The 17,416-nt window shown below is 45.3% G+C and carries 13 protein-coding genes; 8 read left to right on the top strand and 5 right to left on the bottom strand.

Features of this window, described 5'->3' with window-relative positions; genetic code table 11:
- Positions 1–266: 266 nt before the first annotated feature.
- On the bottom strand, positions 267–656 hold the full coding sequence (locus tag AC5YB3_RS01460; RefSeq protein ID WP_006081466.1) for a helix-turn-helix domain-containing protein: 390 nt from the start codon (positions 654–656) through the stop codon (positions 267–269).
- Between the two features lie 89 nt (positions 657–745).
- Between AC5YB3_RS01460 and AC5YB3_RS01455 the strand changes: the two genes are divergently transcribed.
- From AC5YB3_RS01455 to AC5YB3_RS01425, 7 genes are all read left to right on the top strand, one after another.
- Entirely contained in the window at positions 746–1,231 is a 486-nt protein-coding gene (locus AC5YB3_RS01455) for a DUF2938 domain-containing protein (RefSeq protein ID WP_494526414.1), read from the top strand.
- A 342-nt stretch (positions 1,232–1,573) separates the two neighbouring features.
- Positions 1,574–1,888: an SDR family NAD(P)-dependent oxidoreductase gene (locus AC5YB3_RS01450; RefSeq protein WP_494526413.1), complete on the top strand. Its 315-nt coding sequence runs from the start codon at positions 1,574–1,576 to the stop codon at positions 1,886–1,888.
- Entirely contained in the window at positions 1,882–2,292 is a 411-nt protein-coding gene (locus AC5YB3_RS01445) for an SDR family NAD(P)-dependent oxidoreductase (RefSeq protein ID WP_494526412.1), read from the top strand. Before AC5YB3_RS01450 ends, AC5YB3_RS01445 begins: the two co-directional genes overlap by 7 nt.
- Before the next feature lie 759 nt (positions 2,293–3,051).
- Complete coding sequence (locus AC5YB3_RS01440; RefSeq protein WP_006081469.1) at positions 3,052–4,368, top strand: hypothetical protein; 1,317 nt, start codon at positions 3,052–3,054, stop codon at positions 4,366–4,368.
- Between the two features lie 19 nt (positions 4,369–4,387).
- Positions 4,388–4,918 carry a hypothetical protein gene (locus AC5YB3_RS01435; RefSeq protein WP_006087243.1) on the top strand — a complete coding sequence of 177 codons (531 nt, stop codon included), beginning with the start codon at positions 4,388–4,390 and terminating at the stop codon, positions 4,916–4,918.
- Positions 4,915–6,903 (top strand): GMC family oxidoreductase, encoded by a 1,989-nt coding sequence (locus AC5YB3_RS01430; RefSeq protein WP_494526411.1) that lies wholly within the window; start codon positions 4,915–4,917, stop codon positions 6,901–6,903. The genes AC5YB3_RS01435 and AC5YB3_RS01430 overlap by 4 nt, the downstream gene beginning before the upstream one ends.
- A gap of 97 nt (positions 6,904–7,000) precedes the next feature.
- Complete coding sequence (locus AC5YB3_RS01425; RefSeq protein ID WP_494526410.1) at positions 7,001–8,014, top strand: HAD family hydrolase; 1,014 nt, start codon at positions 7,001–7,003, stop codon at positions 8,012–8,014.
- Between the two features lie 349 nt (positions 8,015–8,363).
- Here the strand turns inward: AC5YB3_RS01425 and AC5YB3_RS01420 are convergent, their stop codons facing one another.
- From AC5YB3_RS01420 to AC5YB3_RS01405, 4 genes are all read right to left on the bottom strand, one after another.
- Positions 8,364–9,221, bottom strand: a complete 858-nt coding sequence (locus AC5YB3_RS01420; RefSeq protein WP_494527211.1) for a DMT family transporter — start codon at positions 9,219–9,221, stop codon at positions 8,364–8,366.
- A gap of 740 nt (positions 9,222–9,961) precedes the next feature.
- Positions 9,962–11,131 carry a beta-aspartyl-peptidase gene (iadA, locus tag AC5YB3_RS01415; RefSeq protein ID WP_494526409.1) on the bottom strand — a complete coding sequence of 390 codons (1,170 nt, stop codon included), beginning with the start codon at positions 11,129–11,131 and terminating at the stop codon, positions 9,962–9,964.
- Positions 11,131–12,576 (bottom strand): putative basic amino acid antiporter YfcC, encoded by a 1,446-nt coding sequence (yfcC, locus tag AC5YB3_RS01410; RefSeq protein ID WP_494526408.1) that lies wholly within the window; start codon positions 12,574–12,576, stop codon positions 11,131–11,133. The genes iadA and yfcC overlap by 1 nt, the downstream gene beginning before the upstream one ends.
- A 79-nt stretch (positions 12,577–12,655) precedes the next feature.
- Entirely contained in the window at positions 12,656–15,259 is a 2,604-nt protein-coding gene (locus tag AC5YB3_RS01405; protein ID WP_494526407.1) for a TonB-dependent receptor, read from the bottom strand.
- Between the two features lie 346 nt (positions 15,260–15,605).
- On the opposite strand from AC5YB3_RS01405, the gene AC5YB3_RS01400 reads away from it, so the two are divergent.
- Entirely contained in the window at positions 15,606–17,402 is a 1,797-nt protein-coding gene (locus AC5YB3_RS01400) for a cyanophycinase (protein ID WP_071939769.1), read from the top strand.
- Positions 17,403–17,416: the final 14 nt, after the last annotated feature.

The following is a 17,416-nucleotide window of genomic DNA, read 5'->3' as shown; positions in this document are numbered from 1 at the left end:
AAACAAACTTAATAGTGTTTTACTGGTTAAGTTTGTTTTTTGCAGAATTGACGGACTTCTAGTCCGTTTAAGCCCTCATATAATCCAACCATTTCTGTGATGTGGTCAGCCATTCTTTGTGAGTCCTTAGGTATTCATTTCCCATAATATTTTTAATCATTTTGGTGTCGCTATAACCTAGTTGTCTTGCAAGCCATTCAAGTGGCGCCTAGTTCGAAGACAGTATTGCTTAGACATATAGCAAGGGCTTAATTTTTATCACCGAATTAAGATTCAAATGGCTTTACCGACTTCATGAGTTTTTGAAATGAGAGGCAGGCTAAATGATCTGACTGTGGGCAACTCGCGACATGGTTAAGACTATCTCGTATTGCTTTTAGCTGCTTAATTTTAACATCAATATCAGAGGCTTTTTGTGCCAGTAAAGTGCGGTCAATGGCCAATTCATCGGATTCATTAAACATTGTCGTTATTTCGTTTAATGATAAACCCGCAATACGTCCAAGTGAGATGATATTCAATTTATTGATGATCTTAGGGGCATATTGGCGTCTAAGTCCTTTCCTGCCAATGGATTGGATCAGTCCAATTTTTTCATAATATCTCAGTGTTGAAGGAGCTAATCCCGATTCGTGTGAAACATCTCCAATATCCATAAAATGCACTCTTGACTTAAAGTCGACTTCAAGTTGTACCATGCCTGAACTATATCAATCTCAGGAACAAATACAAAGTGGAGTACTCAATGGCGATTTGGCTACAGGTGATGTTAGTGGGCACAGGTGCCACATTAGTGATGGATGTATGGTCATGGTGGCAAAGAAATGTACTTCGTATTCCAACGCTTAACTATGCATTTGTGGGACGTTGGTTTATTTTCATTTACAGAGGCCAGCTGGTTCATCGACCTATTATGGTGACTCCATCAGTGAGAGGAGAAGTTTCTATAGGTTGGTTTCTGCATTATTTGAGCGGTATTATTTTCGCTTTGGTTCATGTAATGATTTTCGGGGATATGTGGTTATCTGAGCCAACGTTAATTCCTGCGCTAGTTACTGGTGCTGTGACCCTAGTGTTCCCGTTCTGTCTCATTCAACCTTGTCTTGGATTCGGGGTTGCTGCAAATAAAACGCCTTCTCCATGGAAAGCACGCGGGTTAAGTTTGTTGACCCATAGCGTCTATGGTGTCGGCTTATTTACTACAGCCTTAAGCCTTAAATATTTACTCTAATTACTCAAGGTTGTGCAAAACTACAATCCTTAAGCTTTATTACTTTGCCTGTGCCGATTGATTTCAGTGATCTTGTTAGTGCTCAAAGCGGAGTGCATTGTCAGTTGATTAGGTTTAATGCTGCTTAATACCACCATAATGCGTGTTCACAGAGTTCTAGCATCAATTTGAGTGATAACTTTGCGTGCCGTGTATCCCTATTTCCTTGGGTCAAATGCTCAATTGCAAACGGTTCAGTTTCATTTAATACAGTTAGTTAACCATGTGCGTATTGCTGGCCTATTAGCATAAATACGCACATGTACTCGTTAATGGTTTCGATCCGATGGAGAGTTTAACATTATGAAATTGATGGTTGTTGGAGCGGGTAGAGGTCTTGGCCGCGCTTTTGTTGAGGGATTATGTACTGCGGGTGACACTGTTATTGGTGTTTCACGCAGTCAACCCAGTGATCTCAATTTACCCGCCTGCGTTGAGGTCGAATGGATTAATGTAGACATGAGTTCGCCATTAGAAGCCGTTCGATTGATTGAGCAGCAAACTCCGGCGCAACTGGATGTACTCATTTATAATCTTGGAGTATATGGGAACCTTCAGCCTTTACCGACGAGTACAGCTTCCTTGACGATGAGGATCAAAGTATTGTCGATATGGTAAATATTAATATCACGGGCACAATTATTCTGCTTAAGCGCTTGATCCCTAAATTACTCAACTCTTCTAAACCTCAGTTAATCCTTACGGGCTCAACATCTGGACTACGCCAAAGCGGGCGTCCAGAAGTGACGTTTAATGCGTCAAAATTTGCTCTTACCGGTATTAGTGACGCATTGCGAGAGGGTTTTAGAGAAGAGGGGCTGGCTGTAACTTGCTTGCAGCTGGGTTATCTCAATACGAAGGATACGCTTGCAACATCCATTGACGAAGCTGCTCAGCGAGGTGATGGCACCCTTGTGCCAGTGCACGATGTTGTCAACCTTGTTCGAACTCTCCTGAGCTTGTCAGATGCATCTTATGTGCGTGAACTGTTACTTCCGGCGATTCGTGATGAAAGATTTTAAGTCTTGATAAACAGTATTGAGCCAGCTGCGTTACATGCGCAGGCTCATGCTTTATGTCCGCTTTACCAAGAACCATACCTTGTTTAAGTACAGCCTCTTCCTTTCTGCAAATCCAACAAATCTCCCGTTTCAAACTTGACAATAAGTCAATTGTAAACAATTTTTTAACTTAGCATGTTTTCAGAAGGTAACTTTTCTTCAACCAGAATAGAATTAGTTTCACTGCAAAAATGCAGGAATATCTTATCCTTCACGGAGCTAACCGGATTTCAATTAAGCATTTGGTTTTAATTGAATTATCTAGGCTCAAGGTATCGTGATAACACGCTGTCATGAAAAGGATTTTCAATGAAAGACGTTCATCATTATCCATATCAGTCGCTTCAGATCTGTTCTGTAGACCAGCGGGAGCGCTCAAAAAAACAAACTAAAATCGCATTATGCACACCCATTTATCTGGACTTGGCAGAGGCTAAGTCCTGCACGCGACTTGTACCTTGATATCGGCGCTAGGTATGCAGAGATGCTGCTGAGTACTTATGTTTTTCGTTGTCAAAGTAAGGTTAAAGCAAGCTAAACCGCGATTTTTTGCATCGAACGTGTTTTATGCATCGAACGAGTCCGTGATGAAGTCATCACACTGTTATATAGCAGAGTTCGGCTGGCTTATGCACCTTAGGCAAACAACAGAGGATTAATCGTTTCTATAGCAGTAATGATGGTGAGTGATAAGTTTCAACAACAAGGAGAGTTAATTTCATGTATATCAAATACTTTAGTTATAGCGCGTTGTTCTTGTGTATGAGTGCGACCGTGCAAGCGGAATCGCCAGCCGTTACCAAAGCCGCCGCAAGTTTACCAATCTTAAGCCCGGTTATACCATTGGAAATCGCTGCAAAACCGCCTTTCTCTCTTGAGAGTTTGCAACATGATTTTGATGATTTTTCTTGGCAATCCTTTATCGCACTGAATTGGCCTGCCAATGCCGATGGTACACCCAATACCATGTCCACCATTGGGCAAAAAACGAACCAGCCAGTCGTGTGGCTGCATTGGAAGGAAAGCCGGGAGATTTTTTTACCCGATGGCGTAAAACCACCTGGATGGGATCAGTCCAATAATGTGCCGGATGTTTGCAAAAGTATTGATCCCAAGTCCATTCCTCAAGGGACTATTTATTTAACGCAAGTAGGTAAAACCCCGAATGTGTTGGATGAAAGTGGTGAGCCTTTTACAACGGGTCCATTGATTGATCAAAACGGGCTTTATACCCGTTATGAAATATTAACCAATGAAACCATGTTCAATTTTATTTTGGACAATAACCTCTACAGTAAAAAAGGCCAGAAACAGTTTAATGCCGATGTTGATTTTACCGCGAGCGACAGTAAAACCGGGCAGGTAGGTTCTATCATGCTTAAGGCCTCATGGATAAAAATGGGCGGCAAGTTTGATGCGACAAATTACTATACGACTTACGCGCTAGTTTATAACAATCCAGAAGAGCAACACGGGGTCAAGCCCGCGTGTGCGCTTGAACAAGTCGGTTTAGTCGGGTTTCACATTGCCCACAAAACCACAGGCGAACCACAATGGATTTGGTCTACTTTTGAGCATGTCGCTAACGCGCCAACCCAAGGAGAGTCAGCATCATTGTCGGCATATAATTTTTACGATGCTAAATGTACTGACTGCAAAGTCAATGAACCCCCAGCACGCCCGTGGGATCCGGCAAACCCGCACACTAAACCAACTCAAGTGGAACGCGTCATTCCTATTACTGCCGACGCTAAAGCCTTAAATGCCAGTTATCACGCTGCACTCGACGCTGTGGTGCCGGGATCGGTATGGATGAATTACGAATTGGTCAGTACGCAATGGCCTACCGATGCTAAAAATCCCACCGATCCAACGGGCGTGCCTGCTCCCTCATTTTTAGCGAACACTACGCTCGAAACTTATATACAGGGTTCGGTAAAGCAAACATCAAGCAGCTGTATGGCTTGTCACAATAATGCGGCAACCACTAACGGTAATTTTGCTGATTTCACTTACTTGCTGCAACGCGCGCAATAATTTATGAAAGGAACTCATCATGACTGATATTACAGGCGCGACTGCCGACACTATGAATAATTTTATTGGTTTGAGCGCGGTATTAACCGGCTTTGCAACCAGTATTATTGCCCCGACGTTGGATCCCGTGGATATTAAATCCGAATACTTACCTGTGTTTACGCAAAAAATAACCGAAGAGTCGAAGGACCCAACCTTAGTGACTACTATTCTGCAAAAATATGCGGCGTTAAAAGCGCAGCAATTATCAGATCAACAAATTGGCACGCAAATGCTGGCACCAGACAACGGGACGAATTTTGTGTTGGCCTGTCGTAAATTGATTTTTATGTGGTACTCAGGTGCATGGCCAACCATTATTCCCGCGACGGATAAAGATCCGGAGACCACAGTTAGCGATATGATTTCGGCAAAAAGTTATACCACGGGTCTAGTCTGGCAAGTTATGCAGGCGCATCCGATGGGTGATTCAAATTATCGTTATGGCTATTGGGCAAAACCACCCGCAGCACTGTCGGCATATACGGGTCATCAAGGAGGTGCAGTATGAGCGCTCAAACCAATTACGATGTCATTATTGTGGGCTCTGGTATTGCGGGCTCTATCATGGCTTATCAACTGGGGATGGCGGGGAAAAAAGTATTAATCCTCGAAGCAGGGCAGGAAGTGCCTGTTGACCGCAGTGGTTACATGGAAACCTTTTTTAAAGCCAATGCCAAAACACCTGAATCACCTTATCCTCCTACGACGCAAAATCCAGCGGCATCGACGGCGGATAATCCACTCGGGCTGCCTGATCCGGCGAAGGAGAATGTGCCGCGTTATACCGTGTTGCAAATTGGCGCATGGCGTAATCCAAAGCAATGTTATTTCGACTACACGCCGCAGCCTGAGCATTTGAAACCTGACAGTCCTGAAGCAAAGTTTGCTTTTGCCAGTTCCTATGAGCGCATTGGCGGCGGCACAACTTGGCATTGGCTGGGAACCAGTTTGCATTTATTGCCCAATGATTTTGAGTTGCAAACCCAGTATAAGCAGGGGGTGGATTGGCCCGGTGGAAAACAATTTTATCAGGCGCTGGTTCCTTACTATGAACAGGCGACTAATGAGATTGGCGTCGCCGGTGACAAAGAGGCGATGGATCAGCTCTATCGAGGATTTAATGTTTCACCGGATGGCGTTTATGGCGCGAATTACGATTATCCCATGCCTGGTATTGTTTCATCTTTAGTCGATCAACAATACGAACAAGCGGTGAGTGATATGGTGTACGACAAGATTAAATTGTCAGTTACGCCAACCCCTCAGGGGCGTAATTCATTACCGGGTGAACGCCGTCAATGTGCGGGTAATACGAATTGTATTCCTATTTGCCCAATCCAAGCCAAATACGATGCCACTGTGACGCTCGGACGAGCATTGCAAACCGGCAATGTTGATGTGTTTTATCGTCACGTTGCGACAAATGTTCAAGTGGATGAAAACACAAAAGATGTTGTTGGTATTGATTATGTAACCTATCAAACTCACGGAGGGATAGCGACGGGCGGGGGTACTGTTACGGCTAAAAAATATGTGATTGCCGCTCACGCGATTGAGACGCCAAAATTATTGCTCATGTCTAAGCGTAATAAAGCCTGTCCGAACGGTGTTGCCAACCATAGCGATCAAGTTGGGCGTAATTTGATGGATCACATCATGTATTTGGCCTGGGGATTGGCGAAAGATCCTGTCTATGGTTTTCGAGGACCTCTATCTACTGCGGGCATTGAAAGTTTACGCGATGGCGCCTTTCGTAAAGACCGTGCCGCCTATCGTATTGAAATCGGCAATGAGGGTTGGCAGTGGGCCGCTAATGATCCATTCACTACCTTAGCCGACTTTATATTTGGTCAAAATAATTCGCAATTAAATGGGGATTCTGTCAATCAGCAGGGTATTCCATTGCGCTTTGACCCTGCGAGCCCTGCAAATAGCAGCTTATTTGGCGCCTCCTTGGTGAATACCTTAAATGGTATTTACACTCGGCAAATTCGTATGGGCTATCTAATTGAGCAATTGCCGGATCCGGAAAACCGTGTAGAACTGTCTGAGACCTTGACTGATAATTTAGGTTTGCCGCGCCCCAAATTAACCTATCGAGTACGCGAAGATTATGTGCGCAACGCATTTGTCTCGGCTAAAGATATTTCGACCAAACTGTTTGATGCCCTTGGTGCGCGCGAATATACCAAGGCTCCGCCTGCGCCGGTTTTCTATGGTGATAAGCGTGAGGTAACCTCGAATAATTTTGAATATCAGGGCAATAATTTTACGTTTTACGGTGCTGGACATATTGTGGGGACGTATCGAATGGGGGACTGCAAAGATACGTCGGTGGTGAATCCTCGTCAGCAATCTTGGGATCATAGCAATCTGTTTTTAGTCGGTAGCGGCGTGTTTCCAACGGTTGCGACGGGAAATCCCACCCTCACTTTGGCAGCGTTGGCATTTCAGGCAGCAGATCATGTATTAGCAGATCTCAAAGCATGTTAATGCCATTTTGTTTATTGAGTCATTAACCGGCTTTTAATTGCCAGTAAATAACCGCGTGCTCAATCGGCGCGGTTTTCACTGTCATCGGAGTATCACGATGAAACATATTATTTTATTACTGCTGATATCCAGTTTTCTCAGTGGATGCAGTGCTCATTCAACAACACCAGACCCGCTCAGTTTGTACCGCGAGTTGACCCGCGATAAATCGCAATTAGATGTGCGTATTGGGGCGGCGAATCAATACAGCGGTTCCGAGAAAATCTGTTTAGATGCGAAGTGCGATGCTGATGGCAATAACTGCAAGCCCATCACCGTCCCCGCACCCAGCCCATTGATGACCAATAGTGATGACCAAAACTACTATCAACTCACGCAGGATAGTACAGGTTTTTCTCAGTATGGTGCCCAATCTCAGTATGCCACTGATATTGATACCTTGCGCAAACGGTTAGATGATCTGATGTGGTCCTTTAAAAAAAGCGGCTTAATCGATGCACTCAAACAGCAGAAAAAAACGCCAGCATTGATGTTTGATATCGATAATACACTGGAATTTAGCGCTGCAATTGATTCCGACCCAACGGGCAAGGGGCCAGCAATTCAGGGCATGGTTGATTTTGCGAAACAATGGTGTTTTAAAGACGGTGTTGATTGTTATTTTGTCACGGCCCGTAATTGTGAAAACCAAAGTGCTAAACCCACTCAGTATTGGCTTGAAAATAACATGGGCCTTGATGCCAAGGTCGTAGATAGGTTCACCTATTTTTCACGCAACACTAAACAACTGGTGTGCAGCAATTTACCCACACCAGCACCCAATGTTGCATATAAAGATATTGTGCGCGAGGCGCTGGAAGCTGAACGGAAGGTATTTTGGCTAATGAGTATCGGCGACCAACTAACCGACTCTTTGGGTGAACACAGTGGTTTAAAGGTACGGGTTCCGAATCAGTTCTTCCATGCTGACATTAACCCCAATCAGTTTGCGACTTATGGTGTGGGACGTTGCGGCCCCTTAGAGACAATTGCGCCGCCATTGGAATGCAGTATTGCATTAAAACCACAGGTACTTGCTGTAACCAACATCAACTACTGTCGTTCACAATAAGATGACTAACGCCGTCCTCGCAGCGCCGCTTGGACAGATTCAATAAGAGAGTTTACACGTTATGTTGGTGTCATGACTTGCAAGCTCGCCGTCGAGGGCGTTGAAGCTTAACCATTTGAATTATAAATCTTAAGCTGGGTAATCTTTATTCGCTAGCGCTTAAGAGTTAGCGCTTAAAAATTAGATCTTAAAAGTAGTGCATAAGCGTTAGCACGCTTTAATGCCATAGCAAATCACCAAAGGCTGAATCTGTGTTGAGTGTATCGCGCTTGTTTCTGCGCCTCGTCGAGTCAGTTTACTTGCGAAGAATTTAGCCGAGATTTCAATTTACCTTGTTGTTTTACTCAGTTCATGCCGCATTAGGTATGTTATTCGTCGTGGTTCTTTTACGCGTTTGGATTAACGTATAGCCGCCACTTAATACTATGAGTAAGCTCCCTAGAAGTGTCAGTAAATCTGGTGATTCTCCAAATATCAATATGCCTAACGCTAAGGCAAACAGTAAACGTGTATACCGAAAGGGGCTGACTACTGAGACATCTCCAGCGCGCATAGCGATTGTCAGCGCATTGTAGGCCATGACACCAAAGACGATGGCTCCCAGAATTTGTGTTGCCTCAGTGGTACTAAACTGTAAGGGCTCATTTTGGTACATCATTATGGCTAAGCCTGTCGGAATTAACACAAAAAAGCCATACACCCCGAGTTGCATGTTAGATAACACGGGTGATGCGGTACGGGTTGCTAAATCGCGTCCTGCAAAACCTAAGGTAGCGATAACGGCAAATAAAGAGGTGGCTTCAAAGCCATCAAGCCCTGGGCGAATGATCATCAGTACGCCCACAAAACCAACCAATACCGCAAGCCATCTTTTATGGCCTACTTGTTCACCGAATAACAAGGCGGCGCCAATCATGGCTATTAGAGGTGTGGCTTGCAAAATAGCGGATGCACTTGATAGTGGTGTTAAGGTGATCGCTAAAGCAAAACAGAAGCGGCCGATCACTTCACACAATGCGCGTAACAGTATGGGGGCCGACAATGCCGCTGGGTGAAGCACTGTTTCGCCCTTGCGCCAGGTTAACAGTATAAAAATCAACATCCCACCTAGGCCAAATAACGCTAAAATGAGGCCGATAGAGGTGGTTTCTGCTGCAGACTTGATGAGCATGTCTTCAATAGAAAATGCTGCCATCGCAGCCACCATAAACAGACTACCTTTTGTATTATTCAAATCTCTTCCCAACATGTGTAGACTGCGTCTGTGAAAAAGTATCGACTTGAGAGTGTTGGCTCGATGGAGCAGGCCGCTGAAGTCATGGTATAGCTTATTGTGACCCAAGTTAAACATCATGTGACTCGAGTTAAACATCATGTGACTCGAGTTAAACATCCTGCGCTCTAAGTTAAACTGCATTTTATGCGCGCTACAGCAGGCTTTCTTTGCTCATCCTAATCGGATTAGCAGCCCAAGTTCGCAGTTTTCTTGGGCTTGAAAGGAAAGGGGATAATAAGAGTAAGCAAGACACTATAATAGATACAGACATGGCTTTTCATCTATATCAGATGGTTAATTTTGCCTAACGCCGTTACGCGTATCTTGTATGTCCAATATCTGCAAAGAGGATAGAGAACAAGCTGTTTTGCAGTGGCGTTAATCTGCTGAATATAAAATACTTTTCCTAAATAGGGCAATAAGATGCCCAGTTTTTATGGGATAGTTTGGCTAAAGCGCGGTAACTGTAATGGTGCAGTTCGGGTCTCGATGGCGTAACGTTGCGCGTTTTAAAATGTCAGTCAATCAGCGAGAAGTAGAGTGCGCTTACCAATGCAAACTGCTTTCACCTTGAGAAAATGAGCTTGATACGCTCTGTTTGCGGGTAATCTTCTTGCATTGCACACAGTTTATGAGTGTGGTGCACGCGCGCGGCGTGCGCCATTATTGAGTTACTGCGATTCAAATGTCCCCCATTTCAGCGCGTTACCTTCATCAACGAGTAGTTGCCCTTTGCTCCATACTTTATCGATATTAAAATTATCCGTTAATAACACAAAGTCGGCATCGTGTGTTTCGCTTATTCTGCCCTTGGTTTTTAGCTTGAGCACGCGAGCGGCATTTGAGGTCACTAAAGGAAGCACTTTTTCTAGGGGTAAACCACTGTTAATTAAAGCCACTAGTGCTTCAAATAGACTGCTGACTTTACCCATTTCAATTCCAATACATTCACCGTCAGAACTAAATATGGGCAGGCTAGCATTTCCGTCGGAACTTAAGCTGATTTGACTCAAGTTGATACCTTGCGAGATTGCAAAATGGACCGCATTAACGACCGCGACTTCACCCTCGTTTAAATACTGAGTATTGGTCGACGTCGTGAAATCGATAACCCCACCTTGTCGTGCAAATTCAATCCCTTGCTCTAATAGCTGCTGGGAGCGATTCATGTGAGTGGGATAGAACTGCGTTAAAGGGATATCTGATTGCTGCGCGATGAGATGCAATATTTGAATACCACTCGCACCATCGCCCACATGCACAAATACTATGCCGCCTTTACCGCTGAGCATGCCGCCGACGCGGCTTTGTGCTGCGACTCTGGCGAGTTCTGGCACAGTGAGTTGTGAGCCTCGATGATCTGCAATTGCAATTTCACCCACACCAATAACATTGTCGATTAACACCAGATCTTGGGTGACATCGCCAGTAAGGGTCTTTACGGGGTACTCGTAAGAGCCTGTGTAGCAAAAGACAGACAAGCCTTCATATGTGAGCGCTTTCGCTTTGACGACAAGTTCGTTCAAGCTGCGACTAATGGCGTCGGTTCCCAATGCTGCGACGAGCGTAGTTACCCCAGCAAGACTGGCGTCTGTTAGTTGCATCTCTGGGGTACGTGTGTGATAACCGCCTTCACCGCCACCGCCTGTGATATGCACTAAGGGATCCACTAAACCTGGGATTAAAGGGCGACCATTGGCTTCGATGATTGTGACTAAGTCTGCATGCTTAAGATCAATGACGGGGGCGATTTTAAGGACTTTCGCCTCGCAAAATAACACGTCGCGTAGCCCTAAAAACTGCGGCGCATAAACGGCGGCGTTACGGATTAAAGTTAACATCAGCTATATCCTGTAATAACGGCAAATAAAATGACGGCACTGGCCATCAAGGTCAGCAATAATTGAAAGCGCCAAATAAGCGCAAGCCATTGAGCGTATGAAATTTTAGCCACACCTAAACAACCCATTAATGAGGCTGAAGTAGGGATCACTAAATTTGTCAGTCCATCACCAAACTGAAAACAAAGCACTGATACTTGGCGGGTGACGCCTGCAATATCGGAAAGCGGCGCCATGATAGGCATGGTCAGGGCGGCTTGACCGGAACCAGATGCGACAAAGAAATTCATAATAGATTGAAATATATACATAACAATGGCAGAGGTGACATCAGGTAACGTTGCCAAGGACTCGCCGGCATAATGTAAGGCAGTGTTAAGAATAGAGGGCTGTTGTGGGTCATCGCCGCCAAGCAATAACACCACACCTTTGGCGAATCCCACAATCATAGCGGCGGGTAACAGTTCACTGGCGCCTTTTTGAAAGGCACTTGAGATTTGGTTTAAGCTACGTTTCCGCCAAAGAACGGCAATCAGCCCAACAACCAATGCCAGTGCAAAAAACTGACTGGCGATTTGCGGAATATAATAGCCTTGGCTTACCACTCCCCAAATCACCCACATAATTACGCCGAGTAAACAAAGCAACACGAGAATGTCAAAGGAAGAACATTTATTATTCAATGGATTATCGTTAGCATGCACGAGTGTGGCATCCACTGCCGAGCGATGTTTTTTAGCGTAGCGCAGGGTAAAAATTAAGCCGACAACAGTGAAAACTAACCAAGCTGCAATCCGTAAACCAGCGCCAGACATTAAAGGTACACCGGCAATCCCTTGCGCAATGGCCACGCTAAATGGATTCATCCATGAGGTAGTAAATCCAATTTGGGTGGACAAATAGGTGACCATGACCACAGTTGCCGCTGAATAACCTAAAGCCTGAAAAAGCGGTAACAGTACAATGCAAAATGCAATGGCCTCTTCGCTCATGCCGTATATCGCGCCGCTTAATGAAAATATTATAAACAGTAATGGGATCAGTAATACTTGGCTGCGCTGCAGTTTGGCGATCATCGCCATAATGCAATGAGTAATGGCGCCAGTGTCCATGACGACACCAAAGGCACCACCCACGATAAGGATAAATGCCATGACGCCAACGGCCGAGCCCATGCGATCGCCTGATGTCATGCCGTCGAAGGCAAAATTGGTCAGCCCCGTTTTGTTGTTGGCTGAAAATAGACTGACATGATGCGCGTTATCGTATGTCATGAAAAACTGTTGTGGATCGATTCTTTGAGTGATGTTGCCAGCGCTATCAACGATATCGACCATAGCAAACCAACCCGCAGGAAACAGATAACTGCTTATTGCGGCGGCTAAAACGATAAAAAATAAAATAACAAAAGCGTCGGGCATTGCCCTTGCAGTAGGTAATTTCATCCTAATGTGCCTTTATAAAGGGTCAGAACAAGGCATTGGCCACAATTAAACGCTGCGGCCAATGCCTCAAGTCAGTACATTAAAACTTGAAGGTATAACGTACGTTCCAGCGACGGCCTAACCAATCATGGACTGAGCTTGCATAGCCATTGGTTGGAGAGGAGGCGTAGGGCGGTTCTTCATCTGTTAGGTTACGCACTGACACCAAAAAGCTATGGTGTTCATTTAACTCATAACCAAGGCTCGCACTGAAGGTGAGCCAACTGTCGACGGTTTCGTTATCAAATTTAAAGTCACCATCACCCAATGAACTGATGTAGTGACCCGATAAACTGGCACTCCAATCGTTGAGCTGCCAGTCGGTTCCTAGATCAAGCACGCTTTCAGGGCGAGCAATTTCTGAGGCGCCACTTAACCGCCCTAATAAATCTTCCACTGGGGTTGAAGGTGTGACTTGTCTTTCAAACGATAGGGTTTCAGTGCCCGCAACATAAAACTTAAATTCACCTGCGGTTTCAGTGTCTAAGCGATAATCTAGCTTGTAGTCGATGCCATCAGTATTTTGATTGCCGACGTTAAAATAGCCGGTGCGTAAGAAGCTGATATCCCCTTGGCCATCAACAACACAGCCAAATTCATCCCCCAGTTCTGCAACGCTAGTCACGATTTTTGTACTGTCTTTAATACAGGCGCCCAAGGTAGTGTTGGCATCAATATCAACAATATCATCGTGCTCGTAGCGCCAGTAATCGACGGTCAATTGTAGTGCTTCGGTGAGGTTCCAAGAGACGCCAACGTTAATGGCGGCAGATTTTTCTGCGGATAAATCCTTATTGCCTATGGTTTCTTGGTCAAACTCGAGTTCGCCAAACTCAGCACCAGCAGTACCGCATAAGGCATTGTAAGGTTCAGCTGAACCACAATTGATATACTGGCTGCTGAGCGACGTCCCTGCGCCTAATTGGGATAACGAAGGGGCTCTAAAACCTGTACTCCATGACGCCCTTAATACTAAGTCCTCAAGTGGGCGATAACGCATTGATATTTTAGGGTTAACATCACCACCAAAGTCACTATAGTGGTCGTAACGTAAAGCTGCGATCACATCTAAGGTGTCGGTAATGGGGAAATTAAACTCGCCATACACAGCATATTGCGTCCGGTCTGCTTCGGCATCGCTTGCGCCTAAGCCGATAATTTCGTTATTAACGGCGTTGATAGATGGCCTATCAAATATTTGCTCTTTTCGCAGCTCTCCACCAAAAACCGAGCTTACTGTACCTGCGGGCAATGCAAACAAATCGCCACTGATATTAAAATCCAGCGACAACACCTCTGATTCACCTTTACGAATGCCGGGATCGCGCAGGGTAGCAATTTGTGCAGCGCTACTATCACGGCCTAAATTGAACGGATTAAATTCATCCGCCGCCACGGCGGCATCCAGTTTAGTGGCATTCATATAGCCAGCAACATTGTTGATTTCGTTTGTAGATTTGCCATAACTCGCCGCGGTTTCCCAGCTCCAGTCGGCAAGTTCACCGCGCAGTCCAGCGAGGACTCGATAGCTCTGAGTGTCATATTCCTGTACTCGACGCTCAGGGAAACGAGTTCGAACAGTGATAACGTCGCTGACACTCCCATCTAGCATGTCAATGTCGTGAACATACTGGGGAATGTTGGCAGAATCACCAGCAATATCCACTGTATATCCCGCAGGCGCCTCATAGGCTGAACCGGTATTCTTTTGATACATGCCTTCAGCAAAAAACTCCAATCCATTATCTAGATGATAAATATGATTAAAGGTCGTGCCTATATTGTCAAAGTCAGGTTGGATAGCGCGTTTAATAACATAGTCATAATTGCAACGTGTACCACTTTTTTGAGTATCGTCGCCACACCAAGACTCAGCGTAATCCTCACCATCTATGGTCATACGAGTGCTGGATTCAAAGGTAACATTAACAGGTCTATCGCTATTAAAGATGGCGTTTCGCGTCGCATAATCGACTACAACTGTAGTATTGCTGTTTTCTGTGGCAAAGCCGCCAGCGTAGGTCAGATTCTTACGGCTGGCATCGTGATCAGAAGTATCATCCCCATATTGGGCACTGAGCTCATGCCCGACAAAATCCTTACGGAGGATAAAGTTAATCACCCCGGCAATGGCATCCGAACCATAGATGGACGATGCGCCATCGGTTAACACATCGATGCGTTCAATGGCAGATAAAGGGATAGAATTGACGTTCACAAACGAGTCAGAGCCATTAGAGAAGGAATCAACGGCGACTCTTCGGCCATTGACTAGCACTAAGGTTGAGCTTGAACCCAATCCGCGCAAACTGACACCGGATGCGCCAGCTGGTGCTCCATCGGCTCCACCGACACCCCCAGTTTCCGAGAAAGTCCCCGCACTTGAAGCTTGGGGGAGATCGCGTAGAAACTCACTCACACTCTCGTAACCGCGTTTAGTGATGTCATCTTGGGTGAAACTTTGCAGTGGATTGGCGCCTTCCATATCCACCCCTTTTAGGCGTGAACCTGTGACTGCGACACGCTCGACCGGTGCATCTGCGGCAGGTTGCTCAGTTGTTTTTTCTAGTTCATTGGCTACAGCTAAAGCAACGGGCGACAAGGTCAACCCAAAAACAGCGCACAAAAATACAGAACTTCTCATGATAAGCTCCCGATAAATCTCTTATTAGAATTTTTAGACGTGGCTAAGCTGCGCGTGAGTCAATACGCATGGCATTAGTTAATGTTTTGCAGAAAGCGCAACGTCAATCAAATTATTGAGAGGGGAGTAAGACGGCTAGACTAGACTCCACCAAACACAAGGTGTTTAGCGGTTATTCGTCCCACCATTCGGACAGATACCATGTGCGGTAGTGGTATCTTTGGAAAAGAGTTGTTTCTGTTTTCATGTAATAAACTGAAGTCTTTTGTTATTGACCTGTTAAAAGACTATCCGTAACATGAGCCTTGAGTCAATACATGGCGCACACTTTTTATTGAGTGCCACTATGAAAAATCGTTGCTTAAAAAACTTATCTTTTTTGCTCAATAGCTTAAGTATTTCTTACTTTGCTCTTTTGCTATTTATCGCCCCAAGCGTGCAGTCAGCGCCAGTGAAATCCCTGAGTTTATCGATACCCACTCATCAACCATTTGATCTTATGCTGGTGGGCGGAGGGATGAAAACCTGCAGCTCTCAAGCTCCCGCAAATTGCCAATCGGAAGTCAAATTCTCAGCCGATGCCAAACGCGAAACACGTTATGTGTTCAACGTTTCGTGGCTTGAACGTGCACTTAAACACCCAAGATTGCAGTCGTTAAATGAGCAACAGAAAGTGATATTACGGCAAGCGGCTAAAGCACTTTCTCCTGTCAGTAACAGTCTTGAAAATAGCGATGTTGAAATTGGCCGTTCACTTGGCCGTTTACATAGTGACAGCTTAACCTTGGCAAGCCTTGAACAAGCCATTGCAAAGATAGATAAGCAATTTCTGGCGCATTTGAGCGACCAACAATATTACACACTGCTGGATTTACTGGAAGAAAAGCAAATGCTTGCTGACGGCACGCTGTTACAAGAACAAGTGTTACTTGATTCCACAACCAATCCCCATGCCGCGACGCTTTATCAATTATTTACGCAGCAAGCGTTGGCAAAGCGCCAGCAAAGCAACCCCAATGCCAAACGTCCACTGATCGCCGTTGTGACCGCCTCTGCGCGCGATCCCTTTGAAGCGGCCCATTACTATGTCAGCGTATTTGAGCAAATGGGGGCCGAGGTTATTTGGCTGCCTTTAGATGCAGCGTTGCAAGCAGGTATCGCTACCCGTCAGTGTGACCAACTCGAAATGTTTAGACAGCAAATACAAGGTAATACGGATAGGGCGAGGCTTTATCCAAAGCAAGTTGAGCTGCAAAAGGATTTCTGTGCCAGCCCCATTAAACTCTATCAATTGCTTAATCAAATCGACGGACTCTTTTTAAATGGCGGCGATCAGAGTCTGACTTTAAAGGCTTGGACGACGCCGGATGAATCACCCAGTGAAGCATTAACCATCATCAAGAAACGTCTTTCCAAACAAGAAATTGTCATCGGTGGCACCAGCGCTGGCACTGCTGTGATGGCTGATAAAAATATGATCACCGGTGGCACGAGTGAGGGTGCCCTGAGTTTTGGCGTTTTCGCGACCGAAGCGCCAAGTGAGCGTTGTGAAGTCGCTAATTGTGATGCCTCAGTTCCTGCAACGGCGGTCACTTATCGCGAGCAAGGTGGGCTTGGATTTTTCCCCTTTGGTATACCCGACACACACTTTTCACAACGAGACCGTTATTTAAGACTCTTGCTCCTTACCGCCAATGCCGATAGCAAAATGGCATTTGGGGTCGATGAAAATACAGCATTATTGGTCGATTTATCACATCGTTCGCTCTCAGTGGTCGGTGAGCATGGAGTATGGGCATTAGCGCAAGTTGAGCGATTGAAACAAAGCCAAGCTAACTCTGAAATAAATGCGATTTCGCACTATCTCACTCCGGGATCCTATGCTGAAATCGACGCCACTGGTGAGCATTTGACTCATATCCGCCTAGCTCAGACTGCCAAATTGACTTCAATAATGAGTAAACAGAGTGACTTTTTTACTTGGGTCAGCAATGCGTGTCGGCAAGGTATATATTCAACATCACTGAGTGATAAGTACGAATTAACCATTACTCCAATGGCGGTATTAAGTTGCCAAGGCATTTTAAATCAAGAACGCGGATATCAGTCGATGGGTTTAACACTAAAAGCGTTAGATAAATGACAGTAAGTTGAATT

The sequence above is a fragment of the Shewanella sp. 1311 genome (genome assembly GCF_059338235.1).
This window is presented reverse-complemented; position numbering and strand designations above follow the sequence as displayed.

What these genes read in the sequence shown, in the direction of transcription:
- AC5YB3_RS01460 (WP_006081466.1), bottom strand. Translation starts at nt 656, where the DNA reads ATGGATATTGGAGATGTTTCACACGAATCGGGATTAGCTCCTTCAACA.
- AC5YB3_RS01455 (WP_494526414.1), top strand. Translation starts at nt 746, where the DNA reads ATGGCGATTTGGCTACAGGTGATGTTAGTGGGCACAGGTGCCACATTA.
- AC5YB3_RS01450 (WP_494526413.1), top strand. Translation starts at nt 1,574, where the DNA reads ATGAAATTGATGGTTGTTGGAGCGGGTAGAGGTCTTGGCCGCGCTTTT.
- AC5YB3_RS01445 (WP_494526412.1), top strand. Translation starts at nt 1,882, where the DNA reads ATGGTAAATATTAATATCACGGGCACAATTATTCTGCTTAAGCGCTTG.
- AC5YB3_RS01440 (WP_006081469.1), top strand. Translation starts at nt 3,052, where the DNA reads ATGTATATCAAATACTTTAGTTATAGCGCGTTGTTCTTGTGTATGAGT.
- AC5YB3_RS01435 (WP_006087243.1), top strand. Translation starts at nt 4,388, where the DNA reads ATGACTGATATTACAGGCGCGACTGCCGACACTATGAATAATTTTATT.
- AC5YB3_RS01430 (WP_494526411.1), top strand. Translation starts at nt 4,915, where the DNA reads ATGAGCGCTCAAACCAATTACGATGTCATTATTGTGGGCTCTGGTATT.
- AC5YB3_RS01425 (WP_494526410.1), top strand. Translation starts at nt 7,001, where the DNA reads ATGAAACATATTATTTTATTACTGCTGATATCCAGTTTTCTCAGTGGA.
- AC5YB3_RS01420 (WP_494527211.1), bottom strand. Translation starts at nt 9,221, where the DNA reads ATGGTGGCTGCGATGGCAGCATTTTCTATTGAAGACATGCTCATCAAG.
- iadA (WP_494526409.1), bottom strand. Translation starts at nt 11,131, where the DNA reads ATGTTAACTTTAATCCGTAACGCCGCCGTTTATGCGCCGCAGTTTTTA.
- yfcC (WP_494526408.1), bottom strand. Translation starts at nt 12,576, where the DNA reads ATGAAATTACCTACTGCAAGGGCAATGCCCGACGCTTTTGTTATTTTA.
- AC5YB3_RS01405 (WP_494526407.1), bottom strand. Translation starts at nt 15,259, where the DNA reads ATGAGAAGTTCTGTATTTTTGTGCGCTGTTTTTGGGTTGACCTTGTCG.
- AC5YB3_RS01400 (WP_071939769.1), top strand. Translation starts at nt 15,606, where the DNA reads ATGAAAAATCGTTGCTTAAAAAACTTATCTTTTTTGCTCAATAGCTTA.